Source organism: Microcoleus sp. FACHB-831 (assembly GCF_014695585.1).
GTDB lineage: Bacteria > Cyanobacteriota > Cyanobacteriia > Cyanobacteriales > FACHB-T130 > FACHB-831.
Map to the genome: position 1 here is coordinate 17446 of NZ_JACJON010000035.1, position 26584 is coordinate 44029.

Consider the following 26584-nt stretch of genomic DNA (forward strand, 5'->3'; position numbering starts at 1 on the left):
CTCTCGTTCCCAGGTAGAACCTGGGAACGAAAACGATAATTAAGACTCGCGTCCTGTAGCCCACTTATCTCGCCATTTTACCGTCCCTTCATTGGCGATAACCCAACGACGACCTACATTATTTTCACGCAATGGTGACTGGCCTTCACGCCACAGCGCGTATTTGTAAGTTATCAATTTTCCAGCACTTTCATTAAAGGGAATTTCCCCAAACCAAGTGTTAGTGTTGATGTATTCTAAGGGGTAAGCTTTGGAGATATCCCAGTTGCCTAACTCCGGACAATCACCCGTCACCACAACAATTTCACCAGGCTGTGTTTGAACAGCATTGAGTTGTGCCCGCACGATGGTTTGCGCCTTAATTCGCTCCCCAACGTGACTGATGACAATTACTTCCCGCGCGCCTAATTCTAAGTTATGGATCTGTCCGTCTTGAACTTCAAATTTGCGTCGCGTTAAAACATCAGTATGTTCTCCCTCTGGTAACTCTGTACCAACTGCTTCAATCTTGACAGCTTCCCCACGATTCATTGCTACAAATACAATGGAATCGCGGTAACGCCGCACATAACAATAGACATCTGGAGTCAGATATTTTTGCCATTGACTGCCCATAGATACTGCTGGATTCAGTCGCCGCAAACCTGATAGCAACCGGGTATACCGATAAACCTCCGTTTCGGTGTCCCAAGTCGTCATCATCGGGCGGTTGTAGGGGTCATTACCGCCGTTTGTGTCGTCGTGGAGATACTGTTCTGTGCCGTAGTAGATGCAGGGAATACCTCTGGTTGTCATAATCAGAGCGATCGCTACCTTCAGCATTTCTGGATCTGGATTCAATGACTGAAAGCGGGGCATATCGTGATTATCAATAAATGTAATCAACTCTGTCGCCCCGTAGTAGCAATGGTCTAAATCGAGAACATCCTGAACTAGCTGAAATCCTCCTTCAGCGCCTTGGCCTAAAGCCCCCCGAATTGCCAAGCAAAGGCCAAAGTCCAACATTGTCATCCCAGATTCATTGGCAAATTCAACCGAACGCTCACTTCTGGGGTCGCTAAAAATCCACTCGCCAAAGATAAAAACATCCGGCTTGTGGGTTGTAATGTCTGCGTTAAATTCTTGCCAAAACCAAATGGGCATATGCTTAACGGTATCCACCCGCAAAGCATCAACCCCTCTGTCTAACCATTGCTTAATTGCTGATTTGATGTAATTTCGATAGTCGGGATTATTCTCGTTGAAAGTGGCTAACCCAGACAGTTCGCAGTTTTGCACTTGCCACTCATCTTCCCAGTTTGTAACTTCACCATAGTGGTGATACCAGCCATTTTTATCGTCGTTAAAGTCAGCAATTTTAACGCCGTCGTCGTAGAGTTCTCCCTTCTTACCGCTGAAATCTGGGTTGCTGTGGTTACACACAATATCCAGGATCATTTTCATTTTCCGTTTGTGTAACTCAGCAATCAAGCGGTCAAAAGCTGTATTTCTTGTTTCCTGAGTTTTGTTGAGAGAAGGTTCTTCACCTTGGGCAATAAAACGAGGATTTAGTCGCTTAAAATCTTTTATCCAGTACCCGTGAATTGCGGCTTGTTCAACAAATAATGCTTCAACTTGCTCAAAGAGAGGAGTTAGCCAAAGGGCTGTTACTCCCATGTCTTTTAAGTAGTCAAGCTTGTCAATAATTCCTTGGATATCGCCTCCCCAATATTTACCCCAGTCTTTTCCTTCGGGATCGTAAAGTTCTGGGTTTGGCCCTTCGCTGTTTTCCGGATCGCCGTCAAAAAAGCGGTCTACAACAATGAAGTAAATTGTCTCTTGACGAAATTCAATATCTCTGGTGTAAAGGAATTCTAAATCGATTTCGCTCTCCGGTTTCGGTTCGGCTATCAAAGCCTCAACTTCGGCTTCGGGATTGCTAACTTCATATTGAGATGAGGAAGCTTGAGACGGAGGAGTTGATACCATAATATTGAGTTCTACTACCCTAGAAATAGGTTGCCAATTTGATCCAAGTTTCCCAGTCACACCTCGGCGATGACGAAGGCAAACTTCTTTAAATTATTACAAACTGTATTATTTTTTGTGTATCTGGCTTTAGGTAGTAGTAAAAACTACACTTCTATGCTATATAACTTTGTATTTTGGTAGCAGTAAATATATAGTTAAAGGGGGTAGTAGTAAATATGTAGTTAAAGGGTAAATATATCAACTAAAAATAATTTTATTTTTACACTTTGCGGTGGTTATTTATTTGTCTGGATAAGTGGTTATTTAGACAATTAACATAATTAAAATCGATTTTTAAAGCTTATCTCATATTAAATGCTATATTTTTTAAAAATTATTAAATTGGTTTTTCAAGCAAACGGCATAAAGCCGTAGGTAAAAAAAGTGGGCTGACCAACCATATTGAGAGGTTTAATAATATGATGCGTCAAATAATTTATCGATTGGTTAGGAAAACTTTGTCTTCTTCTAAAAAGTTAGAAAACCACGTTGGGGCTATCTGGTATTTTATCCATAATTATAATGCGTCGCTATCTAGGTAGTAATTTTTTCACTACATATTTACCACTACCCATTTTCTATAGATACCGCCACGTCAGCATTCCTCATTCCGAATAGTTCCATCTGGCATGACCGTGTTTTGGAAGTATACGCGCCTGAATTCAACTCCTTCCAAGTTAGCCCCGGTCAAATTAGCTTCAACCAAGCCAGTGTAATCCAAAATGGTATTGCTGAGGTTGGCTCCGGTCAAGTCAGCTTTCCTGAATCCAGTATCTCTGAGTTCAGCACCACTCAGATTGGCACCACTCAGATTGGCACGGAGAAAGCCTGCCTCCGCCAAGTTAGCACCACTCAGATTGGCACCACTCAGATTGGCACTGTCAAGGGAGGATTGCCACAGGACGGCACCACTCAAGTTGGCATTACTCAAATTGGCATGACTCAGGCAGATCTCATCCATCCTAGCTCCACTCAGATTGGCACCACTCAAATCAGTTCCAATCAAGTAAGTACAACTGAATTTAGCTCCACTCAAGTCAACCCCGCTCAAGTTGGCACCACTCAGCTCCTTGGCTCCACTCCGGTCACCACGCTCCCACCTTTTTTCGTATTCGGTAAGCCCCAAGGATGCGATCTCAACATTGGCAAAATTTCTCTCCCCAGCAGCGTAGCGTCTGAGCAATTCCTCAAAAGTAATACTCTTCCTCTTCATAACTCAGTTGTCGAATCGCTTGACACCGTTAATAATAGCGGCCTTTCTGTGTGTGAATTCACCACCACCCTCACCACCACAGCCTTCCGCGCCACACCCAACTTAGAAGCCTACGGTCACTACGACCTCCTCGCCACCCGTATTTTTTAGGTATTTTGTAGCGTAACTAGCGATCGCTACTATAATTTGCCAACTTAGCCTTGAAGCTTCCATTACCGCAAATATAAAATGCACCCTTATGAATCAGCAAGCGATATTGTTCTATGCGTTCCGAAACTGAGTATTTAGTATAATTTGTTTCGTCTAATGTCACGCTAGAGGTAAAGTGAACCAGAAAGTTGAGCCGCGATTTGGGCGACTTGTTACGCCAATTTCGCCGCCGTGAGCGGTAATAATTTGCCGACAAAGATATAATTTAAGGCCGATGCCTGTAGAGCAGCGAGATTGAGGATCGCGCACGTAGAGATCGAATAAGCGATCGCACTCTAGTTGGCTCATGCCCACACCTTTATCTTCAATAGTGCAGCGAATCATTTTTCCCTCAACTGTAGCTTTGAAAGTTAGCTTCAGTCCGGGTGGATTGTGTTTCAGCGCATGGTTAAGCAGGTTTGCTACCACTCGCTGTAGCTGAGTTGGATCTGCCATAACTAATGGCAAATCTGAGGGAACAAGATTTTTTACAGCCGCTTTATTTGTCGATAATAAAGGTTGCAAGTCTTTGATAATCGCCTGGGTTAGCGCACCAAACTCGACTGGTGTCCGCTGAAGGACAACTCCCCTATCTTCAGTAGTATGAGTTTCTAACAACGAGTCAATCGTACCAAGTTGGCGCTCGTTACCCTGAATCATCCGCTCTACAATAGAGCGAGAAAGCGTAATTTTTTCATCCTGGCTTTTTAGCAAATTGTTTAACACCATTAAGTTTCCCATCACCGATGTGCGAAAGTCATGGGAAACTGTATGTAAAACTACGTCCTTAAGTCGGTTCAGTTCTTGCAGTTCCGCGACGGCTTGTTGTAGCTGCGCCGTGCGTTCCTCAACTTGGCTTTCTAAGGTGGAATTAAGCTCTTGCAATTGCTTGAACAGCGAAGACTGTTGAATGGCGATCGCTACTTGCGTTGCCAATTGATCCAGCAAATTAATTTCACATTGCTGCCAGTTACGAGGTGCAGAACATTGATTGGCAATCAACAAGCCAAACAGTTTGTCGCCTAACATAATTGGTACGCCTATACCAGCTTTTATCTCAAATTTATTGTGGTATTCTGCTATAAAGTCAGACTCATTTTCCTGCTTCGCATCGTTAACGATCCGAATCGGATATTTGTTAAATATCTCTTTTATTTCTTTGTAAGCATTATTATCAGTCACCCATCCCAAAATTGGCGGAAAATTCGCACCTACAGACTCAGCGACGACTCTACCTTCGCCATTTTCATCAAAGTAACTGATAAAAACGCGATCCGCTTGCAAAAGTTGGCGGACTTCCTCAACTGTGGTGTTGAGAATTTCATTGAGATCGAGCGATCGCCTAATTTTTAAAGCTATTTCTCCTAACAAGCGATCGCTTTGTGCAATCGCACCTAATTGCGTTTCTGCCTGTTTGCGGCTGGTAATATCAGTAACTACAGCCAGCACGCATTGCTCGCCATTAATGTTAACAACTTCTGCTGAATACAGCGCTACTATCACCCCGCCACACTTCCGGCGGAACTCAACTTCCTCGTTGTAAACAGCTCCCTGTTGCTGCAATATTTGTTGTATTCTGACGCGATCTTCACGATTCACCCAGCTATTTAACTCAAGGGAAGTACGACCAACTACCTCTTCACGGCTATAGCCGCTAACGCGCAAGAAACTATCATTAATATCAATAAATCTCCCCTCGTGTAGCGTGCTAATTATAATAGAATCAGGACTGTGGCGAAAAGCAATAGAAAATTTTTGCTCTGAAAGCAATAGTGCCTCTTCGCTAGATTTGCGCGAGGTAATATCTATCAGCAAGCCATTCCAAAAAATGTCGCAAGACGCCGTAATTATAGGACGTGCAGCAGATTGCACCCACTTAATTTTGCCCTCTTTGGTAATAACGCGACCTTCCCATATCCAAGGTTGCAATTTATCTGCTGAAATACTAATAGATTGTTCGTAATCTGCCCGATCTTCGGGATGGATTAAGTTATAAAGCAGGGTAGGTTCTGCGTGATGTGACTTTGACTCTAACTCTAATAATTCTTGACAGCCCGAATGTGCAAATAGCAACCAACGGCAGCTATCCTCATTGCGATTTATAAGGTTAAAAATTATTCCCTGCTTGTTTGCTGGGGGGTTTTCAAATTTCAACTCTGAGGCGTGTAGTGCAATTTCCGCGTGCAGGAGATTTTCCCACGAATAATCGGAAGTTACTTGTGTTGGATACTGGCTTACTATTTCCTCAACATTTTCAACTGCTGGATTAAGAATTTGCTTAAGCCGTTCAAAAGCTGCTTCATCTTTACAGCACTCCCGTAAAGCTTGCATATAGTTTAAATCGGGAATCATGTCCCTCCTAAATAATGGATAACAATTAAGCGCTGATGGATTAGCAGAATTTGATGCATTTCCATTAGCTATTTTTTCCCACATGGCAGCCACCCTCCAATATTAGTGTTACTGTCTTCAATTTAAAATGGGCATCGCGATCGCACTTCGTTCAGTTGATTCACCCAATCGGGTGATTTTCGGATGCGATCTCAAATGCTAAAGTCAGCACGCCACAACCCTTATGACTTTAGGCATAAATCTCGCGGCGTAAAACTTAAGGAATAAGACTTAATTCATCCTTAATTGTCCATATTCCCTCATTTTCTAGCCCTTTTATATTTATGACTTCAGTCAAAGCGCTGAAGTTGCATTTTGCGTTGCTAGAGGTAAAGTGAACCAGAAGGTGGCACCTTCACCAAGGGAACTGATACAGCCAATTTGTCCGCCATGCGCTGTTATGATTTGCCGACAAAGATACAACCCTAGACCGATGCCAGTAGAGCGTCGGGCACGCGATCCCCGCACATAACGCTCGAACAGGCGATCGCACGTCTCGGGGTTCATGCCTATGCCATTATCAGCAACCGTGCAGCGAATCATCTCTTCCTCAAGAGTGGCGTTGAGGGTGAGGCTAAGTCCAGGTGGGTTGTGGTTTAAAGCATTAGTAAGCAAATTTTCAAACACTCGCCTCAGTTGCAATGGATCTGCTGTTACTAACGGTAAATTTGTAGGAACTAAATTTATCAACGTAGCTTGATTTTTCGCCAGCAGCGGTTCCATATCTTGGGCAATGTTTTGAATTAACGTACTTAGTTGTACAACTTCATAGTGGAGTTCAACACCTCGAACTTCGCTAGAGTGGGCTTCTAAAAGAGAGTTTATTAAGCCGAGTTGGTTATTACTACTCTGGATCATTCGCTCTAAAATTGAGCGAGAAAGCGGTATCGTATCCCCTGGCTTATTCAACAAGTTATTTACCACCAGAGACATTCCCATAATCGGCGTGCGAAGATCGTGGGAAACTGCATGGAGGAACTCATCTTGGAGTTCGTTTAACTCTTTAAGTTCCCTATTTCGCTCTTGAAGTTCAGCCGTGCGTTCTTCAACTTGACGTTCCAAACTTGCACTGAAATCCTGCACCTGTTGGTAAAGTTTTGCTTGCTTGATTGCTATAGCTACTTGCGTTCCTAATTGCTCGATCAATTCAATTTCAAATTGTTGCCAATCGCGAGAACCGCTACACTGATGGGCAACCAATATTCCATAAAACTGCTCGTCCAACATTATCGATACAGATAAGGAAGCTTGAATGTGATAGTAAAGCAGGTAGTCTTTTTCGAGCGGGTATCTTTCCCACTGATTTCTATCGTTGAATACCTGAATGTTTCCTTGAGAAAAAAGTGCTATTACGTGCTGTATATAAGCTTCATCGGTAATTGCTAATCCTAGCATGGACGGCCAACTATCGGTTACAGATTCCGCTACAATCTTGGCGGTTTTCTCAGTTTTCATTAAACCAATAAAAACACGATCTGCTTGCAGAAAGTGCCTGACCTCATTGACTGTAGTGTTGAGAATTTCATCCAGATCTAACGATGCGCGAATGCGGAGGGCGATCGCGCCAAGCAAGCGATCGCGCTCTGCTGCGGCACGTAATTTAATTTCAGCCTGTCGGCGTTCGGTGATGTCAATTCCTAAAGCAAACAAGAAGTTAAGTTCGCCATTTTCTTTAAAAACTGCCCTGCCCTGCCACTCTACTAACAGCTTTTGTCCACTCTTAGTAATAACATGGTTTTCTTTGGCAGGCAGTTGCTTATACTTAGAGGCACTCTCGTGGATCTGATAAACTATATAACGCTCGCTTTCTGGAATAAAATTAGAAATATAATCCTTTCCTACAACTTCATCTAGCGTATAATCAAGCGCGTGAAGCATTGCTTCATTCATCATCCTGACTTTGCCATCGTGGTTGATAGCAACATAAAATGCTGGAGAAGTTTGGACAATGGTTGTGCTGAAATCTCTTTCTCCGCGTAATTTCTCCTCCGCCTCTTTCCTGTCGGTAATGTCTTGCGTCATTACCATGCCTGCCCAGATTTCTCCGCGTTCGTTTTTAAGCGGAAGTGCGTGCAAAAGATAAGCGCGATCGCGGTATTCTACTTCCTGAACGGTTGTAGTTCCCGCGATCGCATCGCGATAAATTTTTTCTATAACTTCTACTGTTTCTGGCGGGAATGCCTCCCAAATAGTCTTTCCTTCTATTGCATCTTTAGAAAGTTCGATATCGGCTAAACCCGCACCTTCAGCAATGCGGAAGCGTAGTTCTTTATCAAATAAGAAAACTGCACCGTTGGGAAAATTTCTCGCCAGCGTGCTGTATTGCTCCTCGCTTTGGCGCAGCGCCTCAATTAAACGGCGCAACTGAGCGGTCATTTCATTAAAAGTTGTCGCTAATACGCCTAACTCGTTCCCACCTAAAGACACTATAAATGGCGTCTCTACAAACGTATCTAAATTACCATCGCTAATTTCCGCTGCTGCCCGCGTTAAACGCTGCAAAGGTAAGACGATCTGCCGGGAAAAGTACCAGCCCAACCAAGCTGCGATCGCTATCGCCACAATTAACCCTATTACCATCACTCCAACCATTCTTCGCACAGGCGCATAAGCCTCAGCCGTAGGCAATTCAACTACGACGTTCCAGCGCCCGGTGCGGATGGTAGAACTCGCTCCCACTACTTCAACACCCCTCAAACCTCGATAGGTTTTAAGGGGGCGATCGCGGTTTAATTTTGTTAATTCTTTAATAAAATTTCTATTCGATAGATCTTGCAGCTTAAACGTTTCCAGCGCTTTCCCTTTTTCAGCTATTAAAAGCTTCCGGCTGTCGATCGCATAAGCATAACCAGTCTTTCCTACTTTTATATGAAAAAGAAAACTCCACAAAAATTTTAAGTTTATCCGCGCCATTAACACACCATTTACTTCATCTTGCATATTCCGTATAGGCACGGCTAAAATTACCGTTTGCAAGCGAGTATCCGGCTCTATTTTTACGCTGCTAACAAAATCTTCCTGTTGTTTATAAGCACGTAAAAATGCTATCTTCGCATCTTCTTTATCGAAGCTGGGATTACCATAAGGTGAAACAAAAGCAACCACTTTACCATTTTTATCAAAGGTCGCCACTGTTTCATAAGCACTGTGGTGGCGCGTTAACGCTACCAAAAATCTGCCTTGAACTTCAGGCGAAAGGTCTGTTAAACCAGGCACTCTCGCTAAATAGCTAAGTTTGCGTTGCAAATCATCCAAATAAGCATTAATCTCGCCAGCAGCCGCATGGCTGCGCTCCTGTTGGGCAATTTGCACCTGTTGCACTTGTGCCTTAAAGCTTAGATAAATTAACGTCCCCGATGCGAACAACAAAGCTAAAATTACTAGCAGAACAATTCCATATCTAACCTGATTCGCAATTGAAAAAAAACGATTACCTAATAAATTAATAAGTCTATTACCTTGAGGCGAAGCACTGCTGTGCTTTCTTTTCTTCATCGTGTCTCCTTGCCCAGAAAGTTCTTTATTCTCGTTTCCAAGCTATACTTTGCGAGAGAACTTCGTTATGTATAATTTTTCTTAAGGCGAAACATCTATTTTGCCAGTCATTATATCTTCTTTAATGGAGTTAACTAATTTTTCTTCTTCTGGTGTTAGCGACCCATAAAAAGGAGCGAAGTCTTGCACTCCCTCTAGCAGACCAAACTTGTACTGCTTGCCCTCCCATCTTCCTTGCTGTACCAAAGTCGCTCCCTCCAACAATAACATTGGCACTTGCTGCACAACGCTTGTGAGGATACTATTTGAAGTCGGTTTTTCCTTATCCAAACCCTCTATAGCGTGCAGACAGCGAATTACATAAACTTCCTTGTTTTGGGCAGCTACTTTAACAACACCTGCATTACCTCTATCGGCATCTACCATTAAAACATCAGCACCAGCACTAACTTTCTTGCTGGCAATCTGTATTGCTTTGTCTTCGTCTGACCAACTGTTAAGCCACTCGATCGAAACTTGGCTCCCCGGTTTAGTTTCCTGGACTCCCCGTTTAAATAAGTTAGCCTCTTCTTGCAAAATTGGATATGGTTGACCTCCAATATAAGTAACTTTATTAGTTTTTGTTTTGAGTGCTGCAACGACGCCAGCTAGATAACCTACTTCGCCGCTGCGGAATGCCAAAGCTCCTACGTTTCTATTGTCACCTGCATAGCCGCTTACTATGGCAAATTTAATGCGAGGAAAATCTTTGGTTACTTCTAGGGCTGCATCTAAAAAATTATTTCCATGACTGATGATAAAATCAAAATTTTTATTTGCATACTGCCGGAAAAGCCTAGAAGCATCGGCAACGGCTACGTCAGCACTGTAAGCCACCTCTGCTCCAAGTTGTCTTTTAATTAACTTCATACCTTCGTAGCCGGATTGATTCCAGCCTCTATCGTTTATTGATCCAGGGAAAAGTATGGCTACTTTAAAAGCACCTGCACTTTCAGGTTTAGATGTGGGTGATGTACTCTCGCGTACTATATTGCAACCTATTAATATTAAGGTTAAAATTATTACAATTAGTTTCTTGAGAAAACGCAAATACATAATTTTATTTAGTTAAAATAACCCGCCATATGTGGCGGGCTAATTAAGTTAAAAACCCCCTTTCTCTAACAAAAAGGGTTTCTAATGTTGTGTGCTTCGTGGCTAGCCGCTAAAGCCCACCAGAAATACGGCGAGCGCTCCCGCTAATGCTACCATTGACAGCACGAACCCCGCGTTTGGGCTGCCCTTCCAAGAATAGTCTTTGTCTTTCATGTCAAGTTCCTTTTTATTAAATTTCTATTTTCTATTTTTACATTTTTTAATAAAATTTCAAGCTTAGTAATTGGTGGGTGCGATCGCGAGCGCACCTAAGAAAAGCGCGTGCGGGGCTTTGAATTATCAGATACATCGGTAGATAGATACTATCAACCCTTATTTGATTTATAATTTATCTCTAAACGCAGATAAAAAACAATTATAAAAATGCTACCTGGGCACCAAAGGCAAATTGCAGAGGCGAGGGGCTTTGAGCGGCTTATATGCTGCAAGTAATACAGGAAAATTACCCCGGAGGCTGCGGCAAAAAGATTGAGAAAAACCCCGCTCCCGATTGGCGCTCGCGGCTTCGTTTGCTCAAGGCTCTGTAGTTTCTAGTTGAGAATACTGCCTCAATCGCCCATGCGTAGTTCTAACAACGTCACAGCAAGTTCATCTAGAGCCAGCATTTGGCAGCTTCTTAGAAGCCCGCTGATTACTGTACTAACGCTGCTGGGAATTGAACTGGTATCTAGAACAGTATTCCCCATTCCCAACCCCGGCCCTATTTACATCACGGCGGTTGTTTATTGTGCCTTTAGCGGTGGTTTGCGATCGGGGCTGATTAGCGCTGCCATTACGCTGGTTTATGCAGTCTATTTCTTATCTACTCCCGGCACCCTGTTTCAATATACCCCTGACAGCCTTCAGCGGTTAATAGTACTGCTGGTGACAACACCAGCGATCGCCTTGATGGTGGGGATTTTAAAACGCCGTAACGAACTCCGCGAACAGGTAGCGCGGAATGAGGCGATCGCCAGCGAACATAAACTCCGTGAATTTATTCAGGGACTTGACGCCATAGTTTGGGAAAGAAACCCAGCCACCAGCGAATTTACCTTTGTCAGCCAGCGAGCGGTTGAAATACTTGGTTATCCCATAAAACAGTGGCTAGAAGAACCGAATTTTTGGCAGAACCACATCCATCCAGAAGATCGCGATCGCGCCACCGCCCTGTATCAGCAAGCAATATTAAACAGAGGGCGAAGTGACATTGAGTTCCGCTTCATCGCTGCTGACAATGGAGTAGTCTGGCTGCGCGACAGAATGAATGTAGTGCAGGATTCCTCTGGTTGCTTGCAACAAATTAGCGGTCTGATGGTGGACATTACCGAACGCAAGCAGGTGAAAGCGGCACTAGAGGAAAGCGAAGAGCGGCTGAAATTAGCCCTAGAAGCGGCGAGTATGGGAACTTGGGACTGGAATATGACTACCAACAGCGTTGCGTGGTCTAAGAAGCAAGAAATGCTATTTGGCCTTACTCCAGGTACATTCGACGGAACCTTCCAAGCAGTAATCGAGTGCATTCATCCTGAAAATCGGGAGCTTTGGAACCAATCACTGACACGCGCCTTGGAGGAAAAAACAGACTACAAAGATGAATTTCGCGTAGTTTGGCCTGACGGAAGCATCCACTGGATTGCAGCGCAAGGGCAATTTTTTTACGACGAAACAGGTCGTGCAATTCGCATGATTGGTGTGTGTATGGACATAAGCGATCGCAAACAAAGCGAACAGGCTATCCAAGTTCAAGAAACCCGTTTCCGCAAGCTGTTCGAGCAGTCCCCCTTAAGCATCCAGATTCTTTCACCAGATGGACGGACGCTACAAGTCAACCAAGCTTGGCAAGAACTTTGGGATCTGACTCTTGAAGAAATCCCCAACTACAACATATTGCAGGATGAGCAGTTGGTAGTTAAGGGAATAATGCCCTATATCAAGAAAGCCTTTGCTGGGGAAGCATCGGCTATTCCTGCGAACGAGTACGAACCCACGCCAACTACTCGCAAACACCGCTCTCGCTGGGTGCAGGCTTTCATCTACCCCGTTAAAGATGACGCTGGAAACATCCGCGAAGTGGTACTAACTCACGAGGATATCACCGAGCGCAAGCAAGCAGAGGAAGTAGAAGCGCGATTAATCGCATCTCTACAAGAAAGCGAACAAAGATTTCGTCTCATGGCAGATACAGCCCCCATACTGCTATGGATGTCTGGCCTAGATAAGCTCTGTTATTACTTCAATAAAGTCTGGCTGGACTTTACGGGAAGGACTTTGGAACAAGAGATGGGCAACGGCTGGGCGGAAAACGTCCATCCTGAAGATTTTCAGCGTTGTTTAGACACATACGTGAATGCGTTTGATGTCCGCCAAGAGTTCCACATGGAATACAGAATGAAACGGTTTGATGGCGAGTATCGCTGGATTTGGGATAAGGGCGTTCCCCGGTTTAATCCAGATGGTAGCTTTGTGGGTTATATCGGCTCGTGTATAGACATCAGCGATCGCAAAGCGGCTGAGGAAGAAGCACAAAATGCAAACAAGCAAATTACAAATATCCTCGAAAGCATTACCGATGCTTTTGTTAGCTCCGATATCGATTGGCGATTCACTTATGCGAACCCCCAAGCAGAGAAGCTTTTAGCCAAAACGCGCCACGAGCTTAATGGTTGTAATATCTGGGAAGTTTTTCCCGCATTAACCGATTCACAAGCTTATGCCCTAGCGCACAAAGCTTTAGCAGAACAGGTGACTCTAGAGTGTGAAGAGTTTTACCCCGAATTTGGCAAGTGGTTTGCAGTCCGCTTTTTTCCATCGTCGGATGGTCTATCAACTTACTTGCAGGACATCACCAGTCGCAAAGCCGCTGAAGATGCTTTGCGCCAGTGGGCGACAGAACTACAGAATCAGCAAGCATGGCTTGAAGATGTGATGAACCTTCTGCCTTCACCGATACTGCTGATTGAGCCTGGAACGGCGCGGGTGACTTTCGCCAATAGAGCCGCTGACGAGCTGGCTGGGGGCACATTTCCCCGGGATAAACCGGGGGAAGAGTACCACACTATTTATTACTGCACTGATGCTAAAGGCGATCGCATCCCCGATTCGCAGATGCCTGGGGTGCGGGTGGCTCGTGGCGAACGCTTGCACGGGTTTGAGATGAACTGGCACACGCCTGAAGGCATACGCCCGCTGATCGTATTTGCCGATACTCTTCCGGGGATGCACGGTCATGAAGCTACTTGTGCATTGATATTCCAAGATATTAAGGAACTCAAGAACGCGGAAGAAGCGCTGAGGCAACAGGCTGAAGAGTTAGCACAAGCGAATCGCATGAAAGACGAATTTCTAGCCACACTTTCCCACGAACTGCGATCGCCCCTCAACGCTATCTTGGGATGGACTCAGCTACTCCGCTCTCGTAAGTTTAACGAAGCTAGTACGGCAAAGGCATTGGAGACAATAGAGCGCAATGCCAGGGCACAAACGCAGCTTATTGAAGATTTGCTAGATGTCTCGCGGATTATTACAGGCAAACTCCGCCTTACCGTGCGTCCCGTCGAACTTGTTTCAGTCATTGAGGCAGCCGTCGATACCGTGCGCCCAGCCGCTGATGCTAAAGCCATTCAACTCCAGACCATTGTTAACCCTTCGGCGGGGCTGATTTCGGGCGATTCAGACCGCTTGCAACAGGTAGTTTGGAATTTGCTCACAAATGCGATCAAGTTTACGCCCCGCGGAGGCGGGGTTATAGTTCGCCTCAACCCTGGTAAATTGCACCTTGAAATTGCCGTAAGCGATACTGGCCAGGGTATTAGTGCTGATTTTCTGCCTTATGTGTTCGAGCGCTTTCGCCAAGCGGATAGCTCGATTACTAGATCTTATGGGGGACTGGGGCTTGGGTTAGCGCTTGTGCGACATATTGTGGAACTGCATGGCGGGACTGTGAGAGCAGAAAGTCCGGGGGAAGGACTTGGGGCAACTTTTACCGTAAAGCTGCCGCTTCTGGTTGCGCGATTGGAGACAACTCAGGAAGAACCGATGCATCCTACGGCTGGTAAGGCAGCAGCCTTAGACAATCTCCCGTCACTAGAAGGTTTGCGGGTGGTTGTCGCAGACGATGAAACTGATGCGCGATTCTTTCTCAGCACGGTTCTGGAACAGTGCGGGGCGACTGTGACGGCGGTATCATCTGCAAGCGAGGCACTCGAAGCGGTGCAAGAGTTGAAACCAGATGTTTTGGTGAGCGATATTGGGATGCCAAATGAGGACGGTTACTCATTGATTCGCAAGGTGCGATCGCTTCCACCAGAGCAAGGGGGGCGAATTCCGGCGGCGGCGCTGACTGCATACGCCAGACCCGAAGACCGGACGCGATCGCTACAAGCAGGTTTCCAGATACATTTGCCTAAGCCCGTTGAGCCAGCTGAACTAGCTACTGTAGTTGCAAGTCTTGCTGGAAGGATCTAACAAACCCTGTCCCATAGCGCTCTTCCATCACTAAGGGCAGAAGAAAATAAGAAATCCTGAGAATATACGGTGTCCAGAATCGCACCTCGCATTCGATTCATCAGGGCAATTAATGTGGAAAAGCTAATAGATAAATGTGAAATGGGAAAAATCTTAAGCCAAGGTTTCAGTAAATTAAAAAATTGGTAAGTTTGGATGACTAGGCGTAAATTATTGAGTAGATTTGGCCATCCCCGATCCTCGTTCCACCAATTATGATCGTGAAATTTAGCAACAACTGGATCTATTGGTTAGTTGATGTATTTACCCTGAGTATGATTCAAAACTTGAGCATGAAGACTACCCATGAGATATGCACTCATGCAATCTCCTCTCATACCAATCCCATCTCTGTCAATTAACCTTGCTGAATCCTTACGGAATTTTTTACTTAAAATTTTAATAATAAGTAAAAATAAAAAGCTGTGTTTTGTCTCTAGTTGTCCGATTTTGTCCTAAGTACTGAGTGTAGAGTTCTCAGCAATTCTTGTGCTGTGTAAGGCTTAGAAACAAAAGCTTTAACACCTGCATCCATAGCTACACCAACTCGTTCGTTTGAAGCCAATCCGCTGACAGCAATAATATTGACAAGGGGGTTAAGTTTTTTCAATATCGGGATAGTTTTTAAACCATCCATAGATGGCATCATCATATCCATCAAGACTACACTAATCTCTTTTTTATGCTGTACATACTGTGCGATCGCCTCAATCCCGTCATTCGCAACTAAAACCTTATACCCATATGTTTCTAGGGCAGCTTTAGTAACGTCACGAATTGCCACTTCATCATCCACAACCAGAATTAGTTCTCCACGCCCTGGAGGTAGTTCAACCTCTTCTGCTTGCCGCGTTTCAGTTTCTTGCACCGCTGGTAAATACACTTTAAATTGGGTTCCTTGTCCGACCTCGCTGCACACATTGATGAAACCACCGTGCTTTTTGATGATGCCATGCACCGTTGAAAGACCAAGCCCCGTCCCTTTTCCTAATTCTTTAGTTGTAAAAAATGGCTCGAAAATTCTATCCAATAGTTGACGCGGAATACCAGTTCCCGTATCAGAAATAGTAATTACAACATAAGGGCCAACTTGGGCATCAAGATTCATCTGGGTATAATTTTCATCAATCACAAGATTTTCGGCAGCAATACTAAGGGTACCCCCATTTACCATTGCATCGCGAGCATTGACAGCAAGATTCATTAATACCTGATGCAGTTGGGTAGCATCCGCACACACAGACCAAAGATCGGATTCGATGTTCATACAAACATCGATAGATTTAGGAAAGGTCTGGTAAGCAATTTGCCTGATTTCCAACAGCAGGTGTCTAACTTGAAGCTTCGTTTGCTTACCTTCGGTTCTGCGTGCAAACGAGAGCATTTGCTTGACCAATGCAGCTCCTCGTTTAGCAGTAGTTTCCTGCATTTTAAGCAGCCGTTGAGTTGCCTCGTCGGCATTGGGGAGCTTTAGCTGTAGCAGTTGGGAGACCGCCAGAATTGGCGTTAGCATATTGTTCAAATCATGGGCAATGCCGCTAGCTAGCGTACCAAGACTCTCCAGCCGCTGAACGTGGAGAAATTGCCGTTCTAGTTGTTTCTTTTGCGTAATATCAGTATTAACAACAAGGATAGATTTTGGTTGCCCTTGTTCATCGCGCATGAGCGTGCAGCGGCTTTCAACAATAATTTCTTTGCCATCCTTAGTAACTTGATTTAGCTCACCCTGCCACTTACCTGTCTCAGTAACAGTTTTTTCTATATCATCTAGTTGAGGTGAAGCGTCCTGGTCTAAAAGCTCATTGACACTCATAGTAAGGGCTTCGGCTGCCTGCCAGCCGTACAACCGCTCTGCACCTTTATTCCAAAATAAGATTTGGTTATCGAGAGCCTGAACAAAAATTGCATCGGTAGTAATGTCGAGCAGAGCTGCTTGTTCGCGAATTTTCTCCTCTGAGCGTTTACGTTCGCCGAGTTCGGTTTGAACCTGCTCGAAGAGTGTAGATTGCTGAATAGCGATCGCCAACTGTGTTGCTAAGTGCTGGAGCAAGTTAAGTTCCAATGCCTGCCACTGTCGTGGTTCCGAACAATGGTTAGCTACTAACAATCCCCATAAATTTTCCCCTTGCACAATTGGTACCACCAAGTTAGCCCTAATCTGAAATCTAGCCAGTAGATCGAGGTGGCACTTGGATAAACCTGCGGTGTAAATATCCTCAGTAGCTTGGATACGACCCTGCGTGTAACGTTCGCGGCAACTAGCTTCTACAAAAAAGGAATCTTTAACTATTGTTCCCTGTATAGCCGACCAGGTAGACGCTACAGATTCTACTGCAACTATGCCGCTCCAATCTGGCTCGAAGCGGTAAATAAACACGCGATCGGTCTGAAGAAAATGCCGTACTTCCGACACTGTAGTGCTAAGAATTTCCTCTACGTTCAACGAACGGCGGATACGTTGGGAAATTTCCGTCATCAGTCGCTCTCGCTCAACTTGCTGCCGCAATACCTCCTCTTGGCGGCGGCGATCGGCAAGTTCAGCCAACTGTTGAGTACGGCTCTGGCATTCAAACCTAACTTTCTCACGGTAGTTGCGGAAAAAGTTAGCCAATTCAGGCTCCTCAGCTAGTAAAGCACTGAGATTATCTTGCACTCGCTTATCTGCTTCATATGCAACTTCGGGGTGGGCTTCCATCCACACATGGCACGTTTTGACGTAAGCGATAAACGTGACTAGATTCTCGTAGTTCACAACCCCCAGCAGACGGCGTAGTTCAGAGCGACAATATTCAGAGCCGTCTCGTTGCATAGCAATGAATATTGAACAGTAGAGTAGGCTTTCTTCAAGTATTGAGTTTGGCTCTGGCCACAATACCAGAAGTTCGGGTTGCTCTGCCAACCTTCTTAGGTGTTCATCAACATCCATTTCGATTGGGAGAGGTGCTTCAAGCAACTGCAAAACCTCTTTTGCATTTAGCCCCAAGGGGCGCAAGGTACAACTATGGCAGACCATACAATAAGCTACTGCACAAAAGCGCGATAGGTATGCAGAAAGTTTTTCCTTGAATAGGGCTGGTAGCGGATTATTCACATACGCAGAAAGTGTTTGCTGCCATAAATTTTCCAATACCTGTGGAGTTTGTGCTGCTGGCTCGAAAAACGGGGGAATAAAACCAAATTTGGCCTCAATTTCTGCCCTAATTTGTTCGCTGTTTCGCCCTATAGTCATAGCAGAGCTAGGCTCGATTTCTTCATTAAATGCTTCGTGCATTTTCTTTCCATCCAGGTGGCAGTCAGTAGCATTCAGCGTCAACTCAGGTTTGGGACAAGGTGTAATCATAATAATTACTGGATTAACCAGCTTCAAAATTTATGGTAATAATTCAAGAATCAAATAATCAATTTAAATTAGGCTAGCCTGTTTTAAGGTTGAAGATAAAGCAGCTTAGGGTTTAGATGCTGCCAAAGATAAAAATTGATTATTATATGGCTGGTGAGAGTGACGTAAAGATTTACGTTTTTCTATAAACAAATCTAAATTTGGCATTTCTTGCCAGCAGTTAGTACAGAACCAATAAATTTGGTGATGGCGAATATGGCGTAGCAGTTGATTGGAGCAGCAAGGGCAACTATTCATAGCTTTTAGGAACTCCAATTAGTAATTAAACAGTGTTCCAACAAGGTGCTTGAATGAAAGGAAAGCTCTTCCACCGCTTTAAAGCTTTTTAGGGGTATTGGTTCCAAACAAGCCAAGTTGTTCAGCTTGAGTGAATGCCTGACCCAAACTCACGCCTTGGTGCGTAGCAATATGCATAAGCGCGATCGCAGCAGAACGCATAGAATTGTTGCAATGCACTAAAGCTGGTTTTGATAATTCATCAATTTTCTGGAGAACTTGAGCTGCTACTTCATCGTTTATTCCCTCAACCTTAATAGGGACATTGATGTAGTACAGTCCTAAAGCTTCAATTTCTTGCTGTTCGTTACTTAGAAAACCTTCCTCATCAGGCGATCGCAAGTTCACTACCGACTTGAAGCCTTGCTGAGTAATCTGTGGCAACTGATCTGATGTAAGCTGTCCGGCGATCGCCAAATCATCGTTAATCTTCCTGATTGTCTTCATAAGTGTGCCTTTAACGGTCGTTTAAACAACCAACTCTATTTGCAGAGGCTAAGGAAGCTGGAATGCAACCTTCGTCCTACAGTTCTAGTTGTAGGGCAACAATTTGAGGAAGTTGTGAGGATATGGGTTTTGTTCTACTTTTCCAAGATCCAGCCCAAGGCTTGTGCTATTTGATTAGCTAGTTCTAGAGGATTGAAAGGTTTGGCGATCGCAGCCTTCATCCCCAACTGAGCATAGCGGCGGCGGTCAGAAGCCTGTACCTTAGCAGTCAGCAAAATCACAGGAATATGCTGGGTAGCCGGGTTAGCCTGTAACTTCTCAAAAGTAGTCAGCCCATCCATATCCGGCATCATCACATCGAGAAGAATAGCATCCGGTTGCTCAGTCTCCGCCTTAAGCAAACCTTCCCGACCCGAACCAGCAGTCAGAACTTCCCAGCCTGCTGTCGTCTCCAGACAAATCTGAGCGACTTCCTGAATATACTGTTCGTTATCAATGACCAAAATTCGTTTGGTTGTCATCGCTGCCATCCTGCCTGCATTTCTGGGTCATGCCCTGGAGTATTTCCATCACCCGTTGCTCAAATTCTTGCATCGTCACGCGGCTCTTAGTCAAGAACTCCGTCTGTCCCAGCCTGAGACGATTTCGATCTGCATCCTCCAACTCCTGAGCTGAATATATTACCACCGGGACTTTGTGCAGGCAGTTGTGCTTAGAAAGCCACTCTACAACCGTAAACCCATCTCCATCAGGCAATACCAAGTCCAGAATCAGCAAATCGGGTTTGACTTGCTGGCTAAGCCGAATTGCCTCCCGTCCAGTCTGAGCATAAAAGGTTTCAATGTCATGACGCTCCAACAAGGTGATAATTACTTGGGCAAGGTTGGTGTCGTCTTCTACGATAAGTATGCGGGCTGGCTTGTAGGGCGTCGCTAACGCTTGCTTGAGGGAGCCAAATAATGCTCCTTCATCCAGAGGCTTATCTACCCAATTGACAAAGCTGCCATCAGGAAGATCGCTCTCTGTTTGAGAGTAGACACTACAGATAACAATAGGAATCTCCTTAGTATCCTCTCGTTCCTTAAGAACCGTCATCACTTCCCAGCCATTCATCCCCGGCATCAGCAGATCGAGCAAAATAACATCAGGATGTAACATAGCTGCCTGCTCCACTGCCTCCTGACCCGAAGCCACAGTAACCACGCGGTAGTTTTGGTGTTGTAGCATGGATTCCAAGACGGTGCATATTGAGGGGTCATCATCGCAGACTAAGACTAAAGGCTGATTTGAAGCGATCGCCTCTGAAGCTGGTTCTTCTAGCAATATAGGTAAGGTGAAATAGAAAGTACTGCCCTCACCCAAGCTACTTTCAAGCCAGATGCGACCTCCATGCTGTTGCACGATACTGCGACAAATTGCCAAACCCAAACCAGTACCGTCATGGTGGCGCGAATCGGAAGCATCAACCTGTTGAAAGCGCTCAAACACAGTTTCGAGCTTATCGGCGGGAATGCCTCGCCCTTGGTCTTTCACTTGAAAAGTTATGTAGGGAATTGCGAATTGGGAATTGAGAAGTAGGGATTGGCTAGAGATATCATCCCCCAATTCAGCACTTAAGCAAACCACACCGCCCGCAGGAGAAAATTTAATCGCATTACTCAGCAGGTTAGTAAAAGTTTGGATAAGGCGGTCAGGATCGGCCCACAGCCGTGCGGATACGGGTTCAACAGTAAGATTTACGCCACAACGCTCTGCCATTGCTTGCATAACATTAGCGGCTTCCGTCATTAGCTCTGCTGCATCGCAATCCTGTTTCGCCATCGTCACCTTACCCGACTCGATGCGCTCAATGTCTAGGATGTCGTTGATTAAGCGTATTAAGCGCTCGGTGCTATCGACTGCAATTTCTAAGAGACGCTTACCCCGTTCCGATTCAACACTCAGCAATCCACTGTTGAGCATAACCAGAGAACCATGAATCGAAGTCAAAGGCGTGCGGAGTTCGTGACTGACAACTGAGACAAACTCATCTTTCATCCGCTCTACCAACCGACGCTCAGTGATATCCTTAAACGTCACAACAGCTCCCACGATGACACCTTGTTCTCGAATTGGGGTACTGACGTACTCGACTGGGAAACTCGCACTATTCTTACGCCAAAAGGCTTCATCCGCCACTTGATGAACAGTACCATCTCGGAGCGATGCAGCGATGGGAGATGCTTCAAAGGGATATTGTTCCCCGTCAGCTGTTGAGTGGGGCAAGATGAGGGAGATGGACTGACCGATAAGTTCTGAGACTTGGTATTCCAGCAATCTTACTGCTGCTGGATTAACAAAGGTGATGTTTCCCGCCAAGTCTAATCCGCACAGTCCTTCGCCTACTGAGTTTAAAATCAGCTCATTTTGGCGGCTTAATCGTTCCATTGCCTTCTGGGCTTGTTTGCGGTCTGTGATGTCCCGCCCTACGGATTGAAATTCAACAAAGCTGCCTTGCTCGTCAAATATAGCCCGGTTAATCCATTGCATCCAGCGAACTTCTCCAGCAAGTACTACCCGATGCTCAAGAGTCCCTACGGGATTTTCTAATTTTAAGGAGTCGAGTAGTTGCTTAATTTTTTCCAGATCTTCTGGAAATATGAAATGTTTGTAGCGATCGCCGATAAGTTCTGAGCGCGACTGCCCAAAATAGCGGCAGTATGCTTCATTAATAAAGGTAAGCGTACCATCTATCTGAAACCGAGCAATGAGTTCCGTCTGATCCTCAACAATGGCACGATAGCGCTCTTGGGATTGTTGCAGTGCTGCTTCTGCGTGTTTGCGCTCTTCAAGTTCAATGCGAAGCCGATCGTTGAGGCTCACTAACTCGGCTGTACGCTCTGCTACCCGCATTTCTAGCTCATTTTTAGCTTTACGCAACTCCTCTTCCGCCTGCTTACGAGCAGTGATGTCGTTACGAATTGCCACATACTGATAGGGTGTTCCTTCAGCATTTAATACAGGAACGATGGTTGTATCCACCCAGTAAAACGTTCCGTCTTTAGCGCGGTTCTTGACTTCACCTTTCCAGACTCGTTTACTCGTAATGGTCGCCCACATTTGTTGAAAAAATTCTTGCGGGTGGGAACCGGAATTGATAATGCGGTGGTTTTGTCCTATAAGTTCTTCTCTGGAGTATTTGGAGATATTGCAAAACTTATCGTTGACGTAGTTAATAGTTCCATTGCCATCTGCGATCGCTACTATTGAAGATTCGTCTAAGGCAAACTTGATATCTGCCAATTCTTTAAGTGACTCTTGCAGTTCCTGTTCTGCACGCTTGCGTGAAATGATTTCATTTATTAATTCCTCGTTAGCTAAAGTAAGTTCAGCAGTACGTTCTTTAACCCTTATTTCTAATTGATCGTTAGCCTTTTGCAAGCTATCTTCTGCTCGCTGGCGTTCAGCAATCTGATGTAGCAGTTCTTGGTTAGTCGCCTCTATCTGCGTCGGACTGGGAAGAGCAAGGGCTTGAGGGACTAAGGACACCAGCTCAATCGCTGTATACACAGACGCGATCGCAGTTATGGCTTTGATAGACCCTGACAACCAATAAATCGGATGCCAAAGCGTCCAAATTTCCATTAAATGTGTAGTACCGCAGGCAATAATAAAAGTGCCAAACAACCAAAATATCCAGTGGAAGGGCACATCAACGCGCTTGCGAACAAAATAGAGTAGGGTTAGTGGGATTGAGTAATATGCAAGCGCGATCAGAGCATCGGAGATGATATGCAGCCCTACTAACTCTGGCTTCCAGAGGTAGCAATGTCCGTGAGGGATAAAGAAATCGGAAGCAAAAAGATTCTTAAAAAAATCAACCACAAAACTCACCTTTTTTTATACTAAATACTGCTCTGAGTACATTGTTGCGCTAGTGTGTTAGCGCCTAATATATAGGCGTAAGTGTGGAGTCTAACGTTCGTGTTAGACCTCACACGGTTGTAAGAACAATTTTTATCGTAGCTCTATACTCGCTTTCTGTAGAGCATCGTCTATAGGATGGTATCGCCAGAAAATTTTAGCTATCTTATAGGCAAAGGAAGTTTGTTGAATATAAAACTTCCTTTCTGAATTTGATCTTTCAATTTTAGGCAAAGGAATTAGATACCGACCACCATCACAGCTTACAAACCTTTCTTTATGAATAATTGTCTCGAAATATCTAAGTTCAACTTCAAAGCTATGAGCGCTAGTATCAGGAAAGCAAGCTGACCACGGTTCAGGAGCAAAAGGCTCGTTAATCTGCTTATCTTGACGAACTGTAAACTCTGGAAACTGCTTATGATAAAGTTGGGTATCCTCATTAATGCTTCCCCAATCTTTAAAATCATTTAACAGTAGCTTCATTCTCTCTAAAGGCGGCAGTAATAATCCAAAGCGTTCACGCCACATTAATTCAATTTGTGCTTCAGATGCTGACCCTTTAAGCGGAGTATTCGTATCACTTAGGCGCGTATAAATAACTCCTGCACGTATTGTTTTGCCTTGATAAGTTTTATCTTCAACGAGAAAGAAAGGTTTATCTGGTCGGTTTTTAATGATTAAAATATCAATTTCAAGGCTAGATTGATATTTGATAGTTTGAAGGCTGATGGTGGGAATGCGATTAAAATTGCTTTGACTAAGAAAGTCTTGAATATCAGCGTTCTCCTTGCGCTTAGAATCAGATTGCACACCTACGATAGTCTTATCATCTGCAACACCAAAAACTAGATACCTATCTCCTTCTACATACGAATTCGCAAAACAGATAATGTCGTGAAGCAGGTCAATTTTGTTCTCATGGAACTCACGCTTGAAGTCAAGACTTTCAGATTCTGCTTGACTTAGTAGATCCTCTAGATTAACCACAACATCCTCTTAAATAACGAGCTAGACGACGGTTCTCACTACTTGAGTTTCCTGAGCGATCGCACCATAAGCAGCAGGCGTGTTCATAATTGCTTAGATTTTGTCTAAGACCCACATTCTAAATTTGTTTCAACTCGAAGCTTTGCCTACTAACTTCATATTGATTCGCACCTTAACACGCGATCGCGCCCAACTGTTTTGGCTTGATAAAGTGCGGCGTCTGCCGATCGATACAAAGATTGCACTTCAGTACCATCTTCAGGATACTGCGCTACACCCGCGCTGAACGTTACCCGAAACTTGGTATGGTCGGTGGCAGTAAATTCCTCTAAGTGCAGAGTTTCTAGCACATCCATCAATCTTTGTTGCCCATCAAATTTTGTCATTCCGTACATACCAATGACAAATTCATCTCCACCCCAACGCGATACAACATCTTCCCCGCGAAGCGATCGCGAAGCGCTGCTGCGAAGCGCAGATCGCAACAGCAGTTCTCCCACTCGGCGTAACACCGCATCTCCCGTCGCATGACCGTAGCGCTCGTTAATTTCCTTAAAACGATCCAAATCTAGGATAGCGAGGCATAGAGGTTGAGCTTGATGTTGAGCCTTGCTCAGGAACTTATCTAAGTCTTGGGTTGACTTGCGACGGTTGGACACTCGCGTAAGCGGGTCTGTTTCTGCTAGACTCCGCAGGAGCTTGATTCTCTCCAGGCGGTTGATAATCCGCGTGACCAATTCTGGCCCAACAATCGGCTTGCTCACAAAGTCATCAGCACCTATAGAAAACACCTGATTCACGGTATCGGCATCGGTGTAAGCGGTCAGAAACAAAATTGGCAATCCCCCCCACTGGCAATCGTTACGCACCACCCGGCACAGTTCTACGCCGCTTACTTGGGGCATCTTGATATCCAAAATCAGTAGATCTGGCTGAGTAGCTTCCAGAGTTTCCCAAAACCGCTGTGGGTCATCAAGCGTCGTTACCTTAATACCCCAAGGCTCAAGTAATCTCCGCAGAGTAGCAAGAATCTGCGGATCGTCATCCACAACCATCACCCTCGCTTGGGTTGAGCTTACCTGTTGCAGCACCTCACTAACTGCCTCTAGCACTTGAGCGGGTGATACTGTTTTCTGTAGAAAGGCACGTCCGCCCAACCGAGCAGCTTCTATCCGAGTCGTTAAACTATCTTCGGTTGTGAAGACTAAAACGGGTACGGGTGGTGTCTGCTTGCTTAGTTCTGCTAGTAGCGTCAAGCTATCTTCAGTGGTTCTGGAAACCGAGAGGTCAAGCAGCACGACATTAGGATGTTTCTGAGCGATCGCCTTTCTAGCTTCAGATAAATTCGTCGCTATTTCTGCGCGTATTCCTTGAATATCCGCTGCGTTAACTAATTCGAGGGTAAGAGCGCGATCGCCATCGACCACCAATAATAAAGGTCGTTCATCCTTATGCGTCTCCGTCGTGGAAACATATTTTTCTGGAGGAAGCTCGATTTCTTGGCGCAACGCTCCCACCAGTTTACGGAGTTGTTTGACCTCTTTTTGGCTAAATTCATTTTGAAATAAGCGTTCAATCTTGCGAGCTAACTGCGAACCTTTAGTAAAACCAAAAGTGCCCAATCCGCCAGCCAAGGTATGAGCTTCGCTTTCGGCGCGATCGCGTAATTCCCGATCCAGTGTCTCGTTCGACAGCGCGGTAGTAGCTTGCTCAATGACCGATACTTGCTCGCTAATCTTGCCCTTAAATCGCTCCCAGATCCCAGCTAACGCCGAGAGCGTCTGCTGCCGAGTTTTCTCGGTTGTCTCTGGAGAAGTTGGCGGCAATTCAATAACTTCTAAGGGTTTTAAGCGATAACCAATCCCATAAACCGTCTCAATTAGGTCGGTCGGAGCGCCCGCTGCTTTCAACTTCTGCCGCAAACCCTTAATGTGAGTTCTAACCGCTTCCTCTCCAGGAGTTTCCTCATACGACCACAGGTGTTCGAGAATCATCCCGCAGCTAAACACGCGGCGATTGTTTCTTAGAAGGAGTTCCAAGAGAGAATACTCCTTTGGCGTCACCTGTATAGGGCGCGTTCCATAACTGACTTCACAGCTAGTAGGATCGAGCCGCAACTCTCCCCACTCCAGCACAGGTAGCGAAGTCGAACTACCCCGGCGCAATAATGCCCGAACGCGAGCCACCAATTCTTCTGGCTCAAAGGGTTTGACTACATAATCGTCTGCACCTGCATCTAACCCAACAACTTTATCGTGGCTGCTGTCTCGGCCAGTCAGCAATAGAATCGGCATTTGATAGCCAGATTGTCGCAGTCGCTGGCAAAGGCTTATACCATCTAGCTTGGGTAATACAACATCAAGCATTACCAAGTCATACGCAAAGGCTTCCACTAGCGCCCAACCCGCTTGACCATCGGTTGCGACTTCAACAGCATAGTTTTGGTTGGATAGGACTGTAACGAGCGCTTTGGCAGCCAACTCGTCATCCTCTACGATGAGAATCCTCATGGTGGATAGCTTATTGAGCGATTATCAGGATTTATGTGTTAAATATTTGACGGGCTAACAAGCAGGCTAAATAGGAAAGTCGATCGGAACCCCTAACCCGAACACCCTTTTGAAATAGGG

General features: G+C 45.1%; 13 protein-coding genes and 1 pseudogene. 2 read left to right on the forward strand and 12 right to left on the reverse strand.

The window, feature by feature from the left end:
• Window positions 1–39: 39 nt before the first annotated feature.
• Entirely contained in the window at window positions 40–1968 is a 1929-nt protein-coding gene (locus H6F77_RS07845; RefSeq protein WP_190487044.1) for an alpha-amylase family glycosyl hydrolase, read from the reverse strand.
• Window positions 1969–2357: 389 nt separating this feature from the next.
• Between H6F77_RS07845 and H6F77_RS07850 the strand changes: the two are divergent.
• Window positions 2358–2552, forward strand: a pseudogene (locus H6F77_RS07850) (IS1 family transposase); the annotation flags it as partial.
• A gap of 53 nt (window positions 2553–2605) precedes the next feature.
• Here the strand turns inward: H6F77_RS07850 and H6F77_RS07855 are convergent.
• From H6F77_RS07855 to H6F77_RS07875, 5 genes are all read right to left on the reverse strand, one after another.
• A complete protein-coding gene (locus H6F77_RS07855; protein WP_190487046.1) occupies window positions 2606–3223 on the reverse strand; it encodes a pentapeptide repeat-containing protein in 618 nt (205 codons plus the stop codon).
• Between the two features lie 166 nt (window positions 3224–3389).
• The gene (locus H6F77_RS07860) at window positions 3390–3536 is read right to left on the reverse strand and encodes a hypothetical protein (RefSeq protein ID WP_190487048.1); all 147 of its coding nucleotides are present in this window, start codon (window positions 3534–3536) and stop codon (window positions 3390–3392) included.
• A complete protein-coding gene (locus H6F77_RS07865; protein WP_190487050.1) occupies window positions 3533–5848 on the reverse strand; it encodes a PAS domain-containing sensor histidine kinase in 2316 nt (771 codons plus the stop codon). Before H6F77_RS07865 ends, H6F77_RS07860 begins: the two co-directional genes overlap by 4 nt.
• A gap of 249 nt (window positions 5849–6097) precedes the next feature.
• A complete protein-coding gene (locus H6F77_RS07870) occupies window positions 6098–9298 on the reverse strand; it encodes a sensor histidine kinase (RefSeq protein ID WP_190487052.1) in 3201 nt (1066 codons plus the stop codon).
• An 81-nt stretch (window positions 9299–9379) separates the two neighbouring features.
• Window positions 9380–10393 (reverse strand): BMP family protein, encoded by a 1014-nt coding sequence (locus H6F77_RS07875; protein WP_190487054.1) that lies wholly within the window; start codon window positions 10391–10393, stop codon window positions 9380–9382.
• A gap of 618 nt (window positions 10394–11011) precedes the next feature.
• On the opposite strand from H6F77_RS07875, the gene H6F77_RS07880 reads away from it, so the two are divergent.
• Complete coding sequence (locus H6F77_RS07880) at window positions 11012–14899, forward strand: PAS domain S-box protein (protein ID WP_190487055.1); 3888 nt, start codon at window positions 11012–11014, stop codon at window positions 14897–14899.
• 475 nt (window positions 14900–15374) lie between these two features.
• Here H6F77_RS07880 and H6F77_RS27825 read toward each other — a convergent pair whose 3' ends face one another.
• The 6 genes from H6F77_RS27825 to H6F77_RS07910 form a co-directional block, all read right to left on the reverse strand.
• Window positions 15375–18278 (reverse strand): GAF domain-containing protein, encoded by a 2904-nt coding sequence (locus tag H6F77_RS27825; protein WP_242021994.1) that lies wholly within the window; start codon window positions 18276–18278, stop codon window positions 15375–15377.
• Window positions 18279–18653: 375 nt separating this feature from the next.
• The gene (locus H6F77_RS07890; RefSeq protein ID WP_190487057.1) at window positions 18654–19061 is read right to left on the reverse strand and encodes a protein tyrosine phosphatase family protein; all 408 of its coding nucleotides are present in this window, start codon (window positions 19059–19061) and stop codon (window positions 18654–18656) included.
• A 134-nt stretch (window positions 19062–19195) separates the two neighbouring features.
• A complete protein-coding gene (locus H6F77_RS07895) occupies window positions 19196–19582 on the reverse strand; it encodes a response regulator (protein WP_190487059.1) in 387 nt (128 codons plus the stop codon).
• Window positions 19554–22925, reverse strand: a complete 3372-nt coding sequence (locus H6F77_RS07900) for a PAS domain S-box protein (protein ID WP_190487060.1) — start codon at window positions 22923–22925, stop codon at window positions 19554–19556. Before H6F77_RS07900 ends, H6F77_RS07895 begins: the two co-directional genes overlap by 29 nt.
• 132 nt (window positions 22926–23057) lie before the next feature.
• A complete protein-coding gene (locus H6F77_RS07905) occupies window positions 23058–23954 on the reverse strand; it encodes an AlbA family DNA-binding domain-containing protein (protein WP_190487061.1) in 897 nt (298 codons plus the stop codon).
• Between the two features lie 155 nt (window positions 23955–24109).
• A complete protein-coding gene (locus tag H6F77_RS07910; RefSeq protein ID WP_190487063.1) occupies window positions 24110–26464 on the reverse strand; it encodes a response regulator in 2355 nt (784 codons plus the stop codon).
• Between the last annotated feature and the right edge of the window lie 120 nt (window positions 26465–26584).

Bases quoted from the DNA above. Each gene is read 5' to 3' on its own strand.
- H6F77_RS07855 (WP_190487046.1), bottom strand. From the start codon at position 3,223: ATGAAGAGGAAGAGTATTACTTTTGAGGAATTGCTCAGACGCTACGCT.
- H6F77_RS07845 (WP_190487044.1), bottom strand. From the start codon at position 1,968: ATGGTATCAACTCCTCCGTCTCAAGCTTCCTCATCTCAATATGAAGTT.
- H6F77_RS07895 (WP_190487059.1), bottom strand. From the start codon at position 19,582: ATGACAACCAAACGAATTTTGGTCATTGATAACGAACAGTATATTCAG.
- H6F77_RS07870 (WP_190487052.1), bottom strand. From the start codon at position 9,298: ATGAAGAAAAGAAAGCACAGCAGTGCTTCGCCTCAAGGTAATAGACTT.
- H6F77_RS27825 (WP_242021994.1), bottom strand. From the start codon at position 18,278: ATGATTACACCTTGTCCCAAACCTGAGTTGACGCTGAATGCTACTGAC.
- H6F77_RS07875 (WP_190487054.1), bottom strand. From the start codon at position 10,393: ATGTATTTGCGTTTTCTCAAGAAACTAATTGTAATAATTTTAACCTTA.
- H6F77_RS07865 (WP_190487050.1), bottom strand. From the start codon at position 5,848: ATGTGGGAAAAAATAGCTAATGGAAATGCATCAAATTCTGCTAATCCA.
- H6F77_RS07910 (WP_190487063.1), bottom strand. From the start codon at position 26,464: ATGAGGATTCTCATCGTAGAGGATGACGAGTTGGCTGCCAAAGCGCTC.
- H6F77_RS07890 (WP_190487057.1), bottom strand. From the start codon at position 19,061: ATGAAGACAATCAGGAAGATTAACGATGATTTGGCGATCGCCGGACAG.
- H6F77_RS07880 (WP_190487055.1), top strand. From the start codon at position 11,012: ATGCGTAGTTCTAACAACGTCACAGCAAGTTCATCTAGAGCCAGCATT.